Here is a 15,668-nt window from a genome sequence, read left to right as displayed (position 1 = left end):
ACTACGGCGATTCGCCCGACCAACCCGGCCGTGCGACACCGACCACACCCGGCCGTGGGAATAATGGAAGCCGTACTCCTGCAGGAAGAGAGGTGGTCGGAGTGGGGATCTTCGACTCGCTGCGCCGGCGCGGTCGCGGCGGCAGGCGCCGGGGGACCATGCGTCGGGCCACTTCGGAAGACACGCGTCACCTGGAGGAATGGGCCTCGACGAGGCGTGGGGTCGAGGCGTACGTGGAGCCCCGCACCACGGTGACGGAAACCACTGTGGTGCTCATCGCTCACGACGGCGAATGGACCCGCCGGCGCATCGGCAGCCTGCCGGCGGCACTGCACTTCGGGCAGAAGCACTCGATCCCCGTGTACGAGGTGTCGCGGGTCGGTTACCCCAGGCGCATGCGCGAGTACACCGAGCGCAAGAAGCACGGCCAGGCCTAGCGGCTGGCCTCGAGCAGGCCGAGGTGGCGTTCGAGCAGCGCGCGGAACGACACGTGCGCGGTGCTGCCGAGGGTGAGGTCGACCTCCACGGCGTGCCCCGTCGCGATGAGCAGGACGAGCGCCGGTTCCGAGACGATCACGACGGTCCCGTCGGCCCGGAGTTCTTCCGCGCGCAGCAACCGCGGGAAGGCGACGTCGGCGGGCAGGCCGTCGGCGGTGTGGAGGAACTCGCGGTAGTCCTCGGGCAGCGTGGTGCCCAGCCGGGTTTCGGCCGCGCGGATGTCCGCGTCGGCCGCCGGCGGCGGCGCCACCTGACCGCGTTCCCGCACGATCGCGGCGACCAGTTGCGGCCAGCTGTCCGCCGTCGACGGGTAGCGCTCGCGCAACGCGGCGACGAGGGCGCCCGCGCAGAGGTCCGGCCACTCGGCGCCGAGCCCGAGCGGGTCGGCTCCGTGGACCAGCTGCCGCGCCAGGTTCCGCGTGGCGCCGAGGGCGGCGACGTCGGGCTGCTCCTGGTTCGCCGTGAGCTCCGTCCACTGTGGGAGGTCGCCTTCGGCCAGCGCGGCGCGCACGCGGTCGGACCGGCCCGGCGCGAGCGCACCCACCACCGCGGCGACCGGTGATCCGTCGAAGACACCGTCCAGATCGGACACCTGCCGGGTCAGGAACGCCTGGTGCGCCTGCTCTTCCGCGTCGAGGTCCAGCGGAGTCAACGCGTCCGCCCACTGTGGACGGTCGCCGCGCGCCTCGAACAGCACCGCCCACGCCCGGGCCCGCACGGCGTCGTCGGCGAGCCGCGTGGCCGGCCGCTCCGTCACCGAGCGCCACTGCGTCGCGAGCCGGTCCGCCGCCGCGCCCGCGCCCGCCGTGGCGAGCAGCAGCGCGGCGTGCCCGACGCGGTGGTCGAGCGTGGGCTCGTCGCCGGTGAGGACGTCGCGGATCGCGGTCTCGAGGTACGCGTCACGGTCCACGGCACCGAGGGTGCCACAAGAAGAGGCCCCTCACCGCGCGCGGTGAGGGGCCGCGACCCGGACGAGGAGCTCAGCCGCGGTCGGCGATGTCCGCCAGGACCGCCGCGATGGTCCGGACCGGCACGCCGGTGCCGCCCTTGCCGGTGTAACCCCAGGGGGAGCCGGTGTTGAACGCCGGGCCCGCGACGTCGATGTGGGCCCACGGCAAGCCGTCGGCCACGAACTCCTTGAGGAACAGGCCGGCCGCGAGCATGCCGCCCCAGCGGTGGCCCGTGACGTTCGCGATGTCGGCCAGGCGCGACTCCAGGTCGGCGCGCAGTTCCTCGGGCAGCGGCATCGCCCAGCCGCCCTCGCCGGTGGCCTGCATGATGGCGGCGACGCGGTCGCGGAACTCGTCGGAGCCCATGACGCCCGCGGTGCGGTTGCCCAGCGCCACGACCTGCGCGCCGGTGAGCGTGGCGGTTTCGATGAGGTAGTCGGGGTTCTCCTCGGCCGCGCGCACCATCGCGTCGACCAGCACCAGGCGGCCTTCCGCGTCGGTGTTGAGGACCTCGACGGTCTTGCCGCCGTACATCGTCAGCACGTCACCCGGTCGGTAGGAGCTGCCCGAGGGCAGGTTCTCCGCCAGCGGGATGTGCGCGGTCACCTCGAGCGGGTACTTGAGCTTCGCGGCCAGCACCACCGACGCGAGCACCGCGGCCGCGCCGGACATGTCCGAGGTCATGTGGTCCATGCCCGCGGCAGGCTTGATCGAGATGCCGCCCGAGTCGAACGTGATGCCCTTGCCGACCAGCGCGACCTTCTTCCTCGCCTTCGCCGGTTTCCAGCCCACGCGCAGCAGCCGCGGCGGCCGGACGGAGCCGCCGCCGACGCCGAGGATGCCGCCGAAGCCCTTGCGCTTGAGCTGCTTCTCGTCGAGGACCTCGAAGTCGAGGCCGTTGTCCTCGGCCAGCTTCTGCGCGCGGTCGGCGAACGAAGCCGGGAACAGGTCGTTGGGCGGGGTGTTGATGAGGTCGCGGGTGATGATCACCGATTCGGCGATCGCGGTGGCGGCCTTCAGCGTCGCCTTGTGCTCGCGCGCGGTGCCGTCCTCCGGGCTGACGAAGTCGGCCTTGGCCAGTGGGGCGTCGCCCTTCGCGGAGCGGTATTCGGTGAAGGTGTACGCGCCGAGCGCCGTGCCCTCGACGGCCGCGTGCAGGTCGAGCGCCGACAGCGTGACGAACGCGCGCTCGGTGCCGGCCAGCGCGCGGGCGGCCGCACCGGCGGCGCGGCGGACCTGCTCGGCGGTGACGGTGCCGTCCTGGCCATCCGCGGCCTTGCCCAAGCCCACCGCCAGCACGACGCCCGCGGGCAGCTTGCCCAGCGTCGGGAGCTTCACGACCTGCTCGGCCTTGCCGGTGGCGCCGAGCGTCGCCAGCACCTCGGCGAGCTTGCCGTCGAAGGCGGCGTCGGCGACCGCAGCGCCCGCGGCGAGCACCGGGCCGTCCTCGCCCTGGAGGGTGCCGATCACGACCACGTCGGCGCGGGTCTTGGCGAGCGCCGCCTCGGTGTTCTCGGAAAGGGCAAGCTTCGGCACGGTCACTTCTGGCTCCTCGCGCTGTCGCGGTGGTACCGGGCGACGTGCCCGGACCGATCGTGAGCCATGCTAATGACAGACGTGGCCGGACGTCGGAAGGGGACCATTGTGCGACTCGGGGGCGGGCTCCTCGTCGTGCTGGCGGTGGGGGCCGCCGGGGCCGGGTACTGGGTGCTGGCCGGGGTCGTGCTCGCCGCGGTGGTCGCGGCGGTCGTTTCGCGCCTGCCCGCACTGGGCGACACCCCCCTCGAGCGGTACGTCGGCGCGTTCACCCGCCTCGCCTTGGTCGTGGTGCAGGCGATCGTCTTCGGCGCCTACGTCGTCCCGGCGCAACCCGCGTACGCGGGCGCCGGGCTCGTGCTCGTGGTCGCCGTGGCCGATCTCGCCGGCCTGCGGCTGCCCGCCGCGCTGACGCGCTGGCTCACCGTGGTGCTGATCGCCGCGGCGGTGGTGCTCATCGTGCTGTGCGCAGTGGTGGCCCCGGTCGTCACGTCGACGCCGATCGGGACACCGAGTCCCGCCGCGGTCGTGGTCTCGGCGCTGATCACGCTGCCGTTCCTGCTCCCGGTGGCTCCCGACCGCGTGAGCCTGCGGGCCCTGACACTCGGCGGGCTCGCGGTGCTCGTGACGATCGTCGCGCTGGTACAGCTCGGGCCCGACCGGCTCGGGCTGTCGGCGACGTCGATCCGCGATCTGCTCTACGCCGCCGACGCCGGCCAGCTGCAGCCGCTGCTCACGGTGGTCGTCGTGCTCGCGACGGTTCCCGCCACGCTCACCACGTTCACCGACGCCCGCGAGCGGTACGCACCCGAACGCGGCTGGGAGTCGGCTGCCGGGATCGTCCTGGCGCTCGCCGCGGCCCTGTTCGCGTCGCCGTATGCGGTGCTGGTCGCGGCCGGGCTCGGCACAGTGGTGGAACTGGTCCTGCGGGCCCGCAACCGCCGCTACCGTGTCGCGCATGAGTGATCACCGCTGGGCGCCGGGGGACACCGTCGTGGAGCGCTTCCTGCGGCCCGACGGCAGCATCGGCCAGCACCACCCGCTGCGCGTCGTGGCCGACGACGGCGACGTCCTGTTCGGCTGGCTGCCCGTCGGCACGCCGATCGTCGGCAGCCGGCTCGCCGACGGCCGCACGATGCGCGAGGCGCCGCTGGCGGAACGCTTCCGTGTGCCGCGCGTGCCGGTGCCCGACACGTGGCGCGGCACGTCGACGCTGCGGATGATCCCCGAGGGCCGGTGGTCCTCGGTGTGGTGGTTCTTCGAGGCCGACGGCACCTTCCGCGACTGGTACGTGAACCTGGAGGTGCCGCTCGGGCGCACCGCGAGCGGCCCGGACCGCATCGACGGTGTGCTCGACGTCGTGGTCACCCCCGGCGGGGGCTGGCGCTGGGACGACGAGGACGAGGCCGAGGAGGCGCTCGCCGTCGGCCGCCTCACGGCCGGTCAGCTCGACCGGCTGCGTGCGGAGGGCGAGCGGATCGGCGCATTGGCCGACGCGGGCGCGTTCCCCTTCGACGGCACGCACACCGACTTCCGGCCCGACCCGGCATGGACCGCGCCGCAGCTGCCCGCCGGCCTGCGGTGAGCGTCAGGTCGCGGTGAGCGTCAGGTCGCGGTGAGCAGCAGAATCCCGGCGAGCACGACGTTCACCACGACCAGCAGGACGACCGACCGGGTGGGCAGACCGGGTGCGAACACCTTGCCGTGCAGGCTGCGCCACCAGTAGACGCCGAACCCGCCGGCCACCAGGCCGATGAACCCGCCGAACCCGCTGCCCAGCAGCGCCCACCCGACCATGCCGAGCAGTCCGACGCCGAACGTCAGGAACACCGCGGTGACGAAGGTCTTCACGCCGTCTCCGGCACCCGCCTTCGCGGGCGGGTGCGGCTGCGAGGTCGCTGGGAAGCTCACGGCCCCATCGTAGGGGTGGATCGCCCACGCGGGCAGAACACGCCCGGGCCCTCACGCAGCGGGCGCGTCGATGCGCGGCCCGTGAAATAGGTGGTCTTCCGACTAACGCGCCTCCGAGCAACCGCTAAAGTTGCAGCCATGACGACAGCGACGCAGTTCTCCCGAGTCCCGCATCCCGGCCCCGCGACTCCCGAGCGCGTCGCGGAGGTACTCGACAAGCCCGGGTTCGGCACGTTCTTCACCGATCACATGGTGACGGTGAAGTGGAGCGAGGAGCGCGGCTGGTACGACGCCAAGGTCGAGCCGTACGCGCCGTTCTCGCTCGACCCCGCCACGTCCGTGCTGCACTACGGCCAGGCGATCTTCGAAGGACTCAAGGCCTACCGCCAGCCCGACGGCACGGTCGCCGCGTTCCGGCCCGACGCCAACGCCGAGCGCTTCCAGGTGTCCGCGGAGCGGCTCGCGATGCCGAAGTTGCCGGTGGAGACCTTCGTCCAGTCGGTGCGCGAGCTGATCGCGGTCGACGAGCGCTGGGTGCCCACGCGCAAGGGCGACTCGCTCTACCTGCGGCCGTTCATGATCTCCACCTCGACGGGGCTCGGGGTGAACCGGCCCGCGAGCGAGTACCTGTACGCGCTCATCGGTTCGCCCGCCGGGTCGTACTTCACGGGCGGCGTGAAGCCGGTCAGCGTGTGGCTCTCGACGGAGTACGTGCGCGCGGCCCCGGGTGGCACCGGGTTTGCCAAGTGCGCGGGCAACTACGCGGCTTCGTTCGTGGCGCAGGCGCAGGCCGTCGAGAACGGCTGCGACCAGGTGGTGTGGCTCGACGCGGTCGAGCGCCGCTGGGTCGAGGAGATGGGCGGGATGAACCTGTTCTTCGTCTTCGGCTCGGGCGCCGACGCCCGCGTGGTCACGCCGGAGCTGTCCGGCTCGCTGCTTCCGGGCATCACGCGCAAGTCGCTGCTGTACCTGGCAGAGGTCGCCGGGCACAAGGTCGAGGAGCGCCGGGTCTCCACCGACGAGTGGGAGAAGGCGGCCGCCTCCGGCGAGCTCACCGAGGTCTTCGCGTGCGGCACCGCGGCGGTCATCACGCCCGTCGGCCACGTGAAGCACGCCGGCGGCGAGTTCACCGTCGCCGACGGGCAGCCGGGTGAGATCACCATGAAGCTGCGTGAAGAGCTGGTCGGCATCCAGGAGGGTGACCGCCCGAGCTCGGCCGGCTGGATGTACCCGCTGAACTGATCCACTGTGGACGGAAAAGGGCCGCCCGGGTTCGTCCCGTGCGGCCCTGTTTTCGTTGCGGGGCTTATGAAGCCGGCACCGGCGTGAGTGGGCCCGACACACCGGACTGCTCGTGCGTGGTCATCTCGGCGAGCACGCGCGCGGCCATCATCAGCAACGGCAGCGCCGTGACGGCGCCGGTGCCCTCACCGAGCCGGACGTCGAGGTCGAGCAGCCCGCCGAGGTCCAGGTGCTCGAGCGCGAGGGCGTGCGCGGGTTCGCCGGTGAGCTGGCCGGACATCCACCAGCGGCGGGCACCGGGCGCGAGCTCCTCGGCCACGAGCGCCGCCGAGCAGACGACGAGGCTGTCGAGGACCACGGGGGTGCGGCGGACGGCCGCCTGGGCCAGGAAGCCCGTCATCGCGGCGATGTCGGCGCCGGAGGACGTGCGCAGCAGGGCGAGCGGGTCGGCGAGCACCGCGCGAGCGCGGCGCAGCGCGTCGCGGATGGCGGCGGCCTTGCGCATCCAGGTGTTGTCGTCGATGCCCGAGCCGCGGCCGACCACGGCCACCGGCTCCGTGCCCGTGAGGGCGGCGACGAGCACCGACGCCGGCGTGCTGTTGCCGATGCCCAGGTCACCGGCGATGAGCAGGTCGGCGCCACTGTCGACCTCGGCGTCGGCGACCTTCATGCCGGCCAGCACGGCGGCGCGGACCTCGTCTTCGGTGAGCGCGTCCTCGACGTCGATCGAGCCCGAGCCGCGGCGGACCTTGTACTCGCTGATCGAGCGCATGGCCGATTCCTCGGTGTCCACGGCCATGTCGACCACCCGCACGCTGGCCCCGGCCGCCGCCGCGAGCACGTTGATGGCCGCGCCGCCGGTGAGCATGGTGCCGACCAGCTGCGAGGTGACCTCGGCCGGATAGGCGGACACGCCCCTCTTCGCGATGCCGTGGTCGCCGGCGAACACCACCACGCGCGGCCGGGTGAACGGCCGGGGCGGGGCCTGGCCCTGGCACGCGGAGATCCACACGCCGAGCTCCTCGAGCCGCCCGAGTGATCCCGCGGGCTTCACGAGCTTGTCGTGCAGTGCGATCGCCGCCGACCGGGCCTGGTCGCTGGGTGGTTCGATCTCGCCGAACTCGATGCTGGTGTCCGCGTCCACGCCAGGCCTTTCTCTCGCGGGAGTCCTCACGCGCAAACCTACCGAAGCGCATTCCAGTAGGGTCGCCGACCGTGGAGACGACAGCGGCGGGGGTCGTGCTGGCCAGTGGCGCCGGCACCCGGGTCGGAGCGGCGCTCAACAAGGTCTACTTGCCGGTGGCCGGCCGGCGGGTCGTGGCGTGGTCGCTGGCAGCGTTCGCCGCGGTCGCCGACCTCGGTGTGCTCGTGCTCGTGATCCGGCCGGAGGACACGGCGCTGGCCGGCGAGGTGCTGGCCGCGCACCCGGGGAAGGTCGAGGTCGTCACCGGCGGCGCGACCCGGCAGGCGTCCGAGCTGAACGCCCTGCGCCACCTCGCGCCGCGCATCGAAGCGGGCGCCGTCGACGCCGTCCTGATCCACGACGCCGCCCGACCGCTTGTGACGCCGGCGTTGATCACCGAGGTGCTCGCGCAGACCCGGGAGCACGGGGGAGCGGTGCCGGGCCTCGCGGCCGACGACGTGGTGTCGCTGGCCGCCGACGGTTCGGTCGCCGCGCGGCTGCCGGGCGCGATCCGCGTGCAGACGCCCCAGGGGTTCCGCGCGCGGCCACTGCTGGCGGCTTACGAGCAGGCCGCGGCCGAGGGTTTCCTGGGCACGGACACGGCGTCCTGCATGGAGCGGTTCTCCGGACTGCCGGTGCACTGGGTGCCCGGCGGGGTGGAGAACCTGAAGATCACCTACCCGCACGACCTCGCGGTGGCCGAGCGGCTGCTCGCCCGCTGAGCGGACGAGCAGCCGGGGCCCGCTCAGCGGGTGGTGCTCAAAGCGACGGGCTGCGGGTCAGCGAAGCGTCGCGCTCGATGACGCCTTCGAGGGCCTCGTCGATCTTGGTGAGGAGATCCTCGTCGAGCTTCACGCCGGCGGCCTTCACGTTCTCGTGGACCTGCTCCGGGCGGGACGCACCGATGATCGCCGAGGCGACGTTCGGGTTCTGCAGCACCCATGCCACGGCCAGCTGCGCCATGGACAGCCCGGCGTCGGCGGCCAGCGGCTCCAGCTTGGCGACGGCGGTGAGCGTTTCGTCGTCGAGGAAGCGCTTGACCATGTTGGCGCCGCCGTTGACGTCGGTCGCCCGAGAACCCTCCGGGAGCGGCTGCCCCGGCTTGTACTTGCCGGTGAGCACGCCCTGCGCGATCGGCGACCACACGATCTGGCTCAGGCCCTCACGCTCCGCCGCCGGCACGACCTGCGACTCGATCACGCGCCACAGCATCGAGTACTGCGGCTGGTTCGAGATGAACGGCACCTTCAGCTCGCGCGCGAGCTGCGCGCCCTGCGTGATCTGGTCGGCGGACCACTCGGAGACGCCGACGTAGAGCACCTTGCCCTGGCGGACCAGGTCGGCGAACGCGAGCATCGTCTCTTCGAGCGGCGTGCTGTGGTCGAAGCGGTGCGCCTGGTACAGGTCGACGTAGTCGGTGCCGAGCCGCTGCAGCGACGCGTTCGCCGACTCGACGATGTGCTTGCGCGAGAGGCCCTTGTCGTTCGGGCCCTTCGGTCCGGTGGGCCAGAAGACCTTGGTGAAGATCTCGAGGCTCTCCCGGCGCTGGCCCTTGAGGCCACGGCCGAGCACCGATTCGGCCGCCGTGTTCGCGTACACGTCGGCGGTGTCGAAGGTCGTGATGCCCGCGTCCAGCGCCGCCTTGATGCAGGCCTGCGCCTGGTCCTCCTCGACCTGGGACCCGTGGGTGAGCCAGTTCCCGTAGGAGATCTCACTGATGTTGAGGCCGCTGCGGCCGAGTCGTCGAAACTCCATGGCCCCAGCCTAGGCGGAGGGTTGTTCGCGTTGCTAACGAACCTCCATGATCGGAGACGACAACGGCCGCCGCACCGGGGTGGGTGTGGCGGCCGTCACGAGAAGCGGTTCAGCCGGGGATCGGATCGCCCGGGCGCAGGCGCGGCTTGGGGACGCGCAGCTTGCGGATCTGGCTCGCCCGCACGAACGCGTACCAGCCCACGCCGCGGGTCGGCTCCTTCGGGAAGCGCTCCCGCGCCAGCCGGGAGATCTTGCGCCCGTTGACGACGCCCTCGATGGCCATGACCAGCAGCATCGCCATGCAGACGAGTGTGATGTACTGCTGCGCGGCCGGCACCGGTACCAGCAGGGCGAGGAACACGAGGATCGCCAGCGGCATGAACAGGCCCAGGATGTTGCGCCGCGAGTCGACGAGGTCGCGGACGTAGGCCTTGACCGGGCCGCGGTCGCGCACGGGCAGGTACTTGTCGTCGCCCGACATCATGCGTTCGCGGCGTTCCTTGGCGGCGGCGCGGCGCTCGTCCTTGCTCACCGGGTTGGCTTTGCGCAGCTCACGGTTGCGCTTCATCGCCTCGCGCATGGTGGTGGGCGGCGGTGCGGCGGGTCCGCGCTTGCGCCCTTCGGCCTCCCGTCGGCTCGGCGTCGCGCGGCCCTTGCCCGGCGTGTACGCCTTGCTCGTGGTCGACGCAGAGTCGACGACGCCGGTGTCGGCGTCCTCGGCGGGGGTCTCGGTGGTGCTTCGGCGCAGGAACCTCACCTCACCAGGGTATTGCAGGCGTCACGACGATGTTCGGCAGGTCGCTGGATGTGCAACCATGGAGGGGAACAGATCGGGTACCCGCGGTGTTGAACAGTTTCGCACGAGAAGTACCCGCAGCGAGTTCGACCTAGAGGGAGTGCCATGACGACCGCTGAGCAGACCGGTGCGGCGCAGGCCGAGACCGCCGAGGAGACCCACGGCGTGACCTTGACCGACGCCGCGGCCGCCAAGGCGAAGGCGCTGCTCGACCAGGAGGGCCGCGACGACATGCACCTGCGCATCGCCGTCCAGCCCGGTGGCTGCGCGGGCCTGCGCTACCAGCTGTTCTTCGACGAGCGCGAGCTCGACGGTGACCTCTTCCGCGACTTCGACGGTCTGCGCGTGGCGGTCGACCGGATGAGCGCGCCGTACGTGAGCGAGGCCGTGATCGACTTCGTGGACACGATCGAGAAGCAGGGCTTCACGATCGACAACCCGAACGCGACCGGTTCGTGCGCGTGCGGCGACAGCTTCCACTGAGCTGCTGAACGGCTGAGCTGCTGAACGGCTGAGCTGCTGCCGACCGCGAAGAGGGCCCCGACCGAGTTTCGGCCGGGGCCCTCTTCGCGTGTTCGGGGGCTTCAGACGTAGGCGTCGAGGTCGGCGACCTGCGCGTGGCACGCGTCGTCGACGGTCCACGGCCGCGCGGCGCGGGGCAGCGGCAAGCGCTCGCCGGCCAGACGCTCGACGCGCAGTTCGGACGGGATGTGGGCGCAGTCAGCGATCAATTCGCCGATGGTTTCCGGTTCAGTGGCCGTGTTCACTTCCGTAACGCTATTGATCTGCTCGCGACTGGGAAAGCGATACCAGCCGGTAGTGTCGATCGAGGCGCGGGAACTACCCGGACGGGTCATGACCTGCGGGTAACCGCTCGCGACGCACACGCACACGACAGCCAGAGGAGAACCGGTGGCAGACAAAGCCAGGATCGCCGTGTCCGGCAGCATCGCAACCGACCACCTGATGCACTTCCCCGGCAGGTTCGCGGAGCAGCTGGTGAAGGAGCAGCTCCACCGGGTGTCGCTGAGCTTCCTGGCCGACGACCTCGTCGTCCGCCGAGGTGGCATCGGTGCCAACATCGCGTTCGGCCTCGGCGTGCTGGGCGTGAAGCCGGTGCTCGTGGGTGCCGTGGGCTCCGACTGGGCCGACTACGCTTCGTGGCTGGAACGCCACGGTGTCGACACGTCCGGTGTGCTCGTGTCGGAGGTCGCGCACACGGCGCGCTTCGTTTGCACCACCGACGAGGACCTGTGCCAGATCGCGACCTTCTACGCCGGCGCGATGGCCGAGTCGCGCAACATCGAGCTCAAGCCCATCGCCGACCGCGCCGGTGCGCTCAGCCTCGTGCTGATCAGCCCGGACGACCCCGAGGGCATGGTCCGCCACGCCCAGGAGTGCCGCCAGCGGGGCTACGAGTTCGCCGTCGACCCGTCGCAGCAGCTGGCCCGCATGGACGGTGCGCAGGTGCGCGAGTTCATCGCGGGCGCCAAGTACCTGTTCAGCAATGACTACGAGTGGGAGCTGCTGCTCCAGAAGTCGGGCTGGACCGAGGCCGACGTGCTGGAGCGCGTGGGCATGCGGATCACCACCCTCGGCGAGAAGGGCGTGGAGATCGTCGGCCGCGATGGTCTTGCCCTGCAGATCGGCGCCGTTCCCGAACGTGGCAAGGCCGACCCGACTGGCGTCGGCGACGGCTTCCGCGCCGGTTTCCTCGCCGCCCTGGACGGCGGCCTGGAGCTCGAGCGCGCTGCCCAGCTGGGTTCGCTGATCGCCGTGCTCGTGCTCGAGACCGTGGGCACACAGGAGTGGACCTTCGACCGGACCGACGCCCTCGCGCGCCTCAGCGAGGCGTTCGGCCCGGAAGCGGCGGACGAGATCGCGACGGTGCTGCCGGCCTGACGCACCTGTACGCGCGAAGAGAGCCGCTCCGCACCGGGGCGGCTCTCTTCGCGCGTACGGCTCCGACGGGACGGCCCGTGCTAGGCGAGCCTTCGCAGCACCGCCGCGACCGCTTCCGGGTGCGACACGTGCGGGCAGTGTCCGCCGGGCACTTCGTGAGCTTCGACACCCAGCCGCTCCTGCGCCGCCGCGCACATCCACGAGCTCCGCATTGTCCGGTCCGCCGCCGGCACGATCACCGTCGACGGGATGTCCGGCCGCTCGCCCGCGGCGTGCGCCGGCAGCACGGCAGGGTGGAACAACCGCAGCGTGCCGTGCGCCCAGGACCGCACCTCGGGGGCGCAGTCGTGGAACAGGAAGTGGTCCGCCGCGGCGAGGTCGGCGGTCGGGTCCACGCCGGGCCACTCGGGGTGGAACAGCGCCTCGACATCGGCCGCGGCTTCGTCCCGCAGGCTCCGGCCGGTGCCGAAGGCGGGGATGTACGCGGCGAGCCACACCAGGTGCGCCGCACCCAGCGCCGCGCCGATGGCGGGCAGGAGCACCCCGCTGCCGGAATGCGCGACGACCACCGGCCGGGCTGCGCCGGTCTGCCGCCGGACCACCTTCGCGAACCCGGCCACGTCGTGGTCGGGGCCGTCGGCGAGCAGGTCGACCGCGACGCCGCGGTGGCCGCACACCGTGAGTTCGGCCATCAGCCGGTCGAAGCCGGCCGGGGTCTGCGTGGTGCCGTGGACGAGGACGAAATCACGGGTCATGCGTCATCCTGCCCGCGGCGCCACCCGGCCGCCAGGGCGCGGATCAGAGCTTGACGGGATACACCGGCTCCGGGATCTCCGGCTTGATGCGGTGCTCGACGAAGATGCCGTGCCACAGCATGAACACCAGCAGCGCCCAGATCTGCCGGCTGCGGTCCAGCTGGCCCGCCTTGTGCTCGTCCAGCAGGCGCAGCACCGCGGGCTTGTCGAGCAGCTCGTCGGTCTTCGAGTCGGTGATGATGCCGCGCGCCCAGTCGTACATCTCGTTGCGCAGCCACAGGCGGATGGGCACCGGGAACCCGAGCTTGCGCCGGTTGAGCACGTGCGCGGGGATGATCTTCGCGAGCGCCTGGCGCAGCGCGTACTTCGTGGTGCCGTGCGCGAGCTTCTGGTCCAGCGGGATGCTCGCGGCGACCTTGAACACCTCGGCGTCGAGGAATGGCACGCGCAGCTCGAGCGAATTGGCCATCGTCACCTTGTCGGCCTTGACGAGGATGTCGCCGCGCAGCCAGGTGAACAGGTCGACGTGCTGCATGCGCGCCACCGGGTCCCAGCCGCGGGAGAGGTCGTACCAGGGCGCCGTGACGTCCTTGAAGCCCACGCCTTCGGTGTAGGTCCGCAGAACGGCGCGCAGCTGCTCGTCGCGGAAGTTGCGGGCGTTGCCGTAGTAGCGGTCCTCCAGCGGCAGCGCGCCACGGCGGAGCAGATCTTTGCCGCGCGTGCCTTCGGGAATCTTCGTCGAGACCTTGCCGATGAGCTTGCGCACACCCCCGGGCACCTTTTCGAACGGCGCCAGTGAGATCGGCTCGTTGTAGATCGTGTAACCGCCGAACAGCTCATCGGCGCCCTCACCGGAGAGCACGGCCTTCACGTGCTTGCGGGCCTCGCGTGCGATGAACCACAGCGGCACCAGCGCGGGGTCGGCCACCGGGTCGTCGAGGTACCAGACGATGAGCGGCAGCGCCTCCATCATCTCGTCGGCCGACACCGTGCGGATGACGTGCCTCACACCGATCGCGGCGGCCGACTCGGCGGCGACGTCCACTTCGGAGTAACCCTCGCGCTCGAACCCCGTGGTGAACGCGATGAGGTTCGGGTTGTGCTCCTTGGCCAGCGTCGCCGTGGCGGTGGAGTCGATGCCGCCGGACAGGAACGCGCCGACGGTCACGTCCGGGTCCGAGATCATGTGCTTGCCCACCGAGTCGCGCATCACATCGGCGATCCGCTGGTAGAGCTCTTCGGCCTCCGCGGCGCCGTTCACCGGCTTCGTCGCGAACTGCGGGTGGAAGTAGCGGGTGAACTCGACGGCACCGCCCGGGACGACGCGGAAGGACGTGCCCGACTCGACGCGGCGCACCGCCGTGTGCAGCGACTCCGGTTCCGGCACGTACTGCAGGACGAGGTAGTGCTGCAGCGCCGTGCGGTCCAGCTCTAGGGGCACGCCGAGCGTTTCGGCCAGCTCCAGCAGGCTCTTCTTCTCACTGGAGAACGCGACGCCCTTCGGGCCGGCGGCGTAGTAGAGCGGCTTGATGCCGAACGGGTCCCGCGCGCCGAACACGACCTTGTCGACCGAGTCCCAGATCATGAAGGCGAACATGCCGCGCAGCTTCTTCACCGCGTCGTCGCCGAGGTAGTGGTACGCCGCGACGATGGCCTCGCCGTCGCCCTCGGTCTCGAACTTCGCCCCGAACTTTTCAGCGAGCTCGTCGCGCAGCTCGCGGTAGTTGTAGATCTCCCCGTTGAAGTTCAGCGTGTAGCGGCCGGGCGCCTCCGGCGGGCCCCAGACCAGCGGCTGGTGCGCGTGGTCGACGTCGATGAACGCGAGCCGGTTGAAGCCGTAGACGACCTCGGCGTCGGCCCAGGTGTCCTGCTCGTCGGGGCCGCGGTGGCGCTGGCAGCGCATCGCCGTGCCCACGGCGGCACGAGCGCTCGCCGCGTCGGTCTCGGTGCCGCAGATCAGTCCAAGCAGGCCGCACACGTGTACTCACACACCTTTTGGTCGGGCCGGTCCGGGGAAGGGCCCAGTATGCCGCGAACCGTGCACCGCGGGCCGCATCGGGTGGACGGGCGCGCGTTGTGGTTACCCCTTGGACAGCGGGAACCGTGAACTCGGCTAGGCTCCGCCTGTCACGAAGATCGGTCGAGGAGGCTCTGGGTGAAAGGGCGAGGTGCAGTGGAAAAACCAGCGCGCACCCACGGGGGTAAGCGGGTCAGCCGCGTTGCCGTGCTGGCCGTGCTGGTAGCGCTGACCGCGACGGGGTGCTCCGGGGACGAGATCCTCCGCTTCGGCTGGCCGGTCGGGGTCACCCCGCAGGCCGATGAGATGCGCAACCTCTGGACGTGGACGGTCATCGCTGCGCTCGTCGTCGGTGTCATCGTCTGGGCCCTGATCTTCTGGACCGCGACGTTCCACCGCAAGAAGAAGAACGCCGCGGTCGAGGGTCCCGAGGACCTCCCGCGGCAGTTCCAGTACAACATCCCGCTGGAGATCTTCACGGTCGTCGTCCCGACGATCATGGTCTGCGTCCTGTTCTTCTTCACGGCGACGACCGAGAACGACGTCCTCGAGAAGAAGCCCGACCCCGACGTGACCGTCGACGTGGTCGCGTTCCAGTGGAACTGGGAGTTCAAGTACGACGACGCGAACGCGAAGCGCCCCGACGGTACCCAGGTGAGCACTGTCGGCTCCTCCGGTGAGATCCCGCTGCTCGTGCTCCCGACGAACAAGACGATCGAGTACCGCCTGCGGTCGACCGACGTCATCCACTCGTTCTGGGTCCCGGAGTTCCACTTCAAGCGCGACGTGATGCCGGACCCGGAGAAGAACAACCAGGACAGCTCTTTCCAGAACTCGATCGACCGCGAAGGCTCCTTCGTCGGCCGGTGCGCGGAGCTGTGCGGCACGTACCACTCGGTGATGAACTTCGAGGTCCGCGCGCTGTCGCCGGACAAGTACGACCAGTACATCAAGCTGCGCACGGAGATCAACCCGAAGACGGGCCAGCCGAACACGGCGTCCGAGGCGCTGTCGGCGATGAACTGCGGCGTGCTGTGCACCCCGCACGCGGTGACCACGGCGCCGTTCAACACCGACCGCACCGCGCGTACCGCGTCCAACTGACCGGTTCCGGCGAACCAGA

The 15,668-nt window shown here is 71.1% G+C and carries 17 protein-coding genes; 8 read left to right on the top strand and 9 right to left on the bottom strand.

Translation table 11 applies throughout. From position 1 onward, the window contains the following. Positions 1 to 92 precede the first annotated feature (92 nt). On the top strand, positions 93 to 437 hold the full coding sequence (locus tag I6J71_RS33810; RefSeq protein ID WP_204090560.1) for an oxidoreductase: 345 nt from the start codon (positions 93 to 95) through the stop codon (positions 435 to 437). Here I6J71_RS33810 and I6J71_RS33805 read toward each other — a convergent pair. Continuing rightward, entirely contained in the window at positions 434 to 1,408 is a 975-nt protein-coding gene (locus tag I6J71_RS33805) for an SMI1/KNR4 family protein (RefSeq protein WP_204090559.1), read from the bottom strand. The genes I6J71_RS33810 and I6J71_RS33805 overlap by 4 nt on opposite strands. 70 nt (positions 1,409 to 1,478) lie before the next feature. Beyond that, entirely contained in the window at positions 1,479 to 2,990 is a 1,512-nt protein-coding gene (locus tag I6J71_RS33800; protein ID WP_204090558.1) for a leucyl aminopeptidase, read from the bottom strand. Positions 2,991 to 3,092: 102 nt separating this feature from the next. On the opposite strand from I6J71_RS33800, the gene I6J71_RS33795 reads away from it, so the two are divergent. Together I6J71_RS33795 and I6J71_RS33790 are read left to right on the top strand one after the other, a co-directional pair. Further along, entirely contained in the window at positions 3,093 to 3,950 is an 858-nt protein-coding gene (locus tag I6J71_RS33795) for a sulfatase (protein ID WP_204090557.1), read from the top strand. Next, entirely contained in the window at positions 3,943 to 4,569 is a 627-nt protein-coding gene (locus I6J71_RS33790) for a DUF402 domain-containing protein (RefSeq protein ID WP_204090556.1), read from the top strand. The genes I6J71_RS33795 and I6J71_RS33790 overlap by 8 nt, the downstream gene beginning before the upstream one ends. Before the next feature lie 20 nt (positions 4,570 to 4,589). On the opposite strand, the gene I6J71_RS33785 is transcribed toward I6J71_RS33790, so the two are convergent. After that, on the bottom strand, positions 4,590 to 4,895 hold the full coding sequence (locus I6J71_RS33785; RefSeq protein WP_204090555.1) for a hypothetical protein: 306 nt from the start codon (positions 4,893 to 4,895) through the stop codon (positions 4,590 to 4,592). Between the two features lie 138 nt (positions 4,896 to 5,033). Here I6J71_RS33785 and I6J71_RS33780 point away from each other — a divergent pair, with 138 nt between their 5' ends. After that, positions 5,034 to 6,137 (top strand): branched-chain amino acid aminotransferase, encoded by a 1,104-nt coding sequence (locus I6J71_RS33780; RefSeq protein ID WP_204090554.1) that lies wholly within the window; start codon positions 5,034 to 5,036, stop codon positions 6,135 to 6,137. Positions 6,138 to 6,201: 64 nt separating this feature from the next. On the opposite strand, the gene cobT is transcribed toward I6J71_RS33780, so the two are convergent. Next, on the bottom strand, positions 6,202 to 7,281 hold the full coding sequence (gene cobT / locus I6J71_RS33775; RefSeq protein ID WP_204090553.1) for a nicotinate-nucleotide--dimethylbenzimidazole phosphoribosyltransferase: 1,080 nt from the start codon (positions 7,279 to 7,281) through the stop codon (positions 6,202 to 6,204). Positions 7,282 to 7,352: 71 nt separating this feature from the next. On the opposite strand from cobT, the gene I6J71_RS33770 reads away from it, so the two are divergent. Beyond that, positions 7,353 to 8,042 carry a 2-C-methyl-D-erythritol 4-phosphate cytidylyltransferase gene (locus tag I6J71_RS33770; RefSeq protein ID WP_204090552.1) on the top strand — a complete coding sequence of 230 codons (690 nt, stop codon included), beginning with the start codon at positions 7,353 to 7,355 and terminating at the stop codon, positions 8,040 to 8,042. A 37-nt stretch (positions 8,043 to 8,079) separates the two neighbouring features. Here I6J71_RS33770 and I6J71_RS33765 read toward each other — a convergent pair whose 3' ends face one another. Both I6J71_RS33765 and I6J71_RS33760 read right to left on the bottom strand, forming a co-directional pair. Then, a complete protein-coding gene (locus I6J71_RS33765) occupies positions 8,080 to 9,075 on the bottom strand; it encodes an aldo/keto reductase family protein (protein ID WP_204090551.1) in 996 nt (331 codons plus the stop codon). A gap of 109 nt (positions 9,076 to 9,184) precedes the next feature. Further along, entirely contained in the window at positions 9,185 to 9,832 is a 648-nt protein-coding gene (locus I6J71_RS33760; protein WP_204090550.1) for a DUF3043 domain-containing protein, read from the bottom strand. A gap of 144 nt (positions 9,833 to 9,976) precedes the next feature. Here I6J71_RS33760 and I6J71_RS33755 point away from each other — a divergent pair, with 144 nt between their 5' ends. Next, the gene (locus tag I6J71_RS33755) at positions 9,977 to 10,354 is read left to right on the top strand and encodes an iron-sulfur cluster assembly accessory protein (RefSeq protein WP_204090549.1); all 378 of its coding nucleotides are present in this window, start codon (positions 9,977 to 9,979) and stop codon (positions 10,352 to 10,354) included. 101 nt (positions 10,355 to 10,455) lie between these two features. Here I6J71_RS33755 and I6J71_RS33750 read toward each other — a convergent pair whose 3' ends face one another. Continuing rightward, positions 10,456 to 10,638 (bottom strand): hypothetical protein, encoded by a 183-nt coding sequence (locus I6J71_RS33750; RefSeq protein ID WP_204097370.1) that lies wholly within the window; start codon positions 10,636 to 10,638, stop codon positions 10,456 to 10,458. A 145-nt stretch (positions 10,639 to 10,783) separates the two neighbouring features. Here I6J71_RS33750 and I6J71_RS33745 point away from each other — a divergent pair, with 145 nt between their 5' ends. Next, a complete protein-coding gene (locus I6J71_RS33745; protein WP_204090548.1) occupies positions 10,784 to 11,773 on the top strand; it encodes a carbohydrate kinase family protein in 990 nt (329 codons plus the stop codon). Positions 11,774 to 11,853: 80 nt separating this feature from the next. Here the strand turns inward: I6J71_RS33745 and I6J71_RS33740 are convergent, their stop codons facing one another. Together I6J71_RS33740 and asnB are read right to left on the bottom strand one after the other, a co-directional pair. Next, a complete protein-coding gene (locus I6J71_RS33740; RefSeq protein ID WP_204090547.1) occupies positions 11,854 to 12,528 on the bottom strand; it encodes an alpha/beta fold hydrolase in 675 nt (224 codons plus the stop codon). A gap of 43 nt (positions 12,529 to 12,571) precedes the next feature. Beyond that, positions 12,572 to 14,506, bottom strand: a complete 1,935-nt coding sequence (gene asnB / locus I6J71_RS33735) for an asparagine synthase (glutamine-hydrolyzing) (RefSeq protein WP_204090546.1) — start codon at positions 14,504 to 14,506, stop codon at positions 12,572 to 12,574. 195 nt (positions 14,507 to 14,701) lie between these two features. On the opposite strand from asnB, the gene coxB reads away from it, so the two are divergent. Continuing rightward, on the top strand, positions 14,702 to 15,649 hold the full coding sequence (gene coxB / locus I6J71_RS33730) for a cytochrome c oxidase subunit II (RefSeq protein WP_204090545.1): 948 nt from the start codon (positions 14,702 to 14,704) through the stop codon (positions 15,647 to 15,649). The last annotated feature ends 19 nt before the right edge of the window (positions 15,650 to 15,668 follow it).

It is taken from the genome of Amycolatopsis sp. FDAARGOS 1241 (genome assembly GCF_016889705.1).
Classification (GTDB): Bacteria; Actinomycetota; Actinomycetes; order Mycobacteriales; family Pseudonocardiaceae; genus Amycolatopsis.
Note: the sequence above shows the minus strand (reverse complement) of the source record. Positions and strands in the feature narration are given on the sequence as shown.

Excerpts from the sequence above, each read along its gene's own strand:
- I6J71_RS33790 (WP_204090556.1), top strand. The coding sequence starts at position 3,943 with ATGAGTGATCACCGCTGGGCGCCGGGGGACACCGTCGTGGAGCGCTTC.
- I6J71_RS33780 (WP_204090554.1), top strand. The coding sequence starts at position 5,034 with ATGACGACAGCGACGCAGTTCTCCCGAGTCCCGCATCCCGGCCCCGCG.
- I6J71_RS33765 (WP_204090551.1), bottom strand. The coding sequence starts at position 9,075 with ATGGAGTTTCGACGACTCGGCCGCAGCGGCCTCAACATCAGTGAGATC.
- I6J71_RS33755 (WP_204090549.1), top strand. The coding sequence starts at position 9,977 with ATGACGACCGCTGAGCAGACCGGTGCGGCGCAGGCCGAGACCGCCGAG.
- I6J71_RS33740 (WP_204090547.1), bottom strand. The coding sequence starts at position 12,528 with ATGACCCGTGATTTCGTCCTCGTCCACGGCACCACGCAGACCCCGGCC.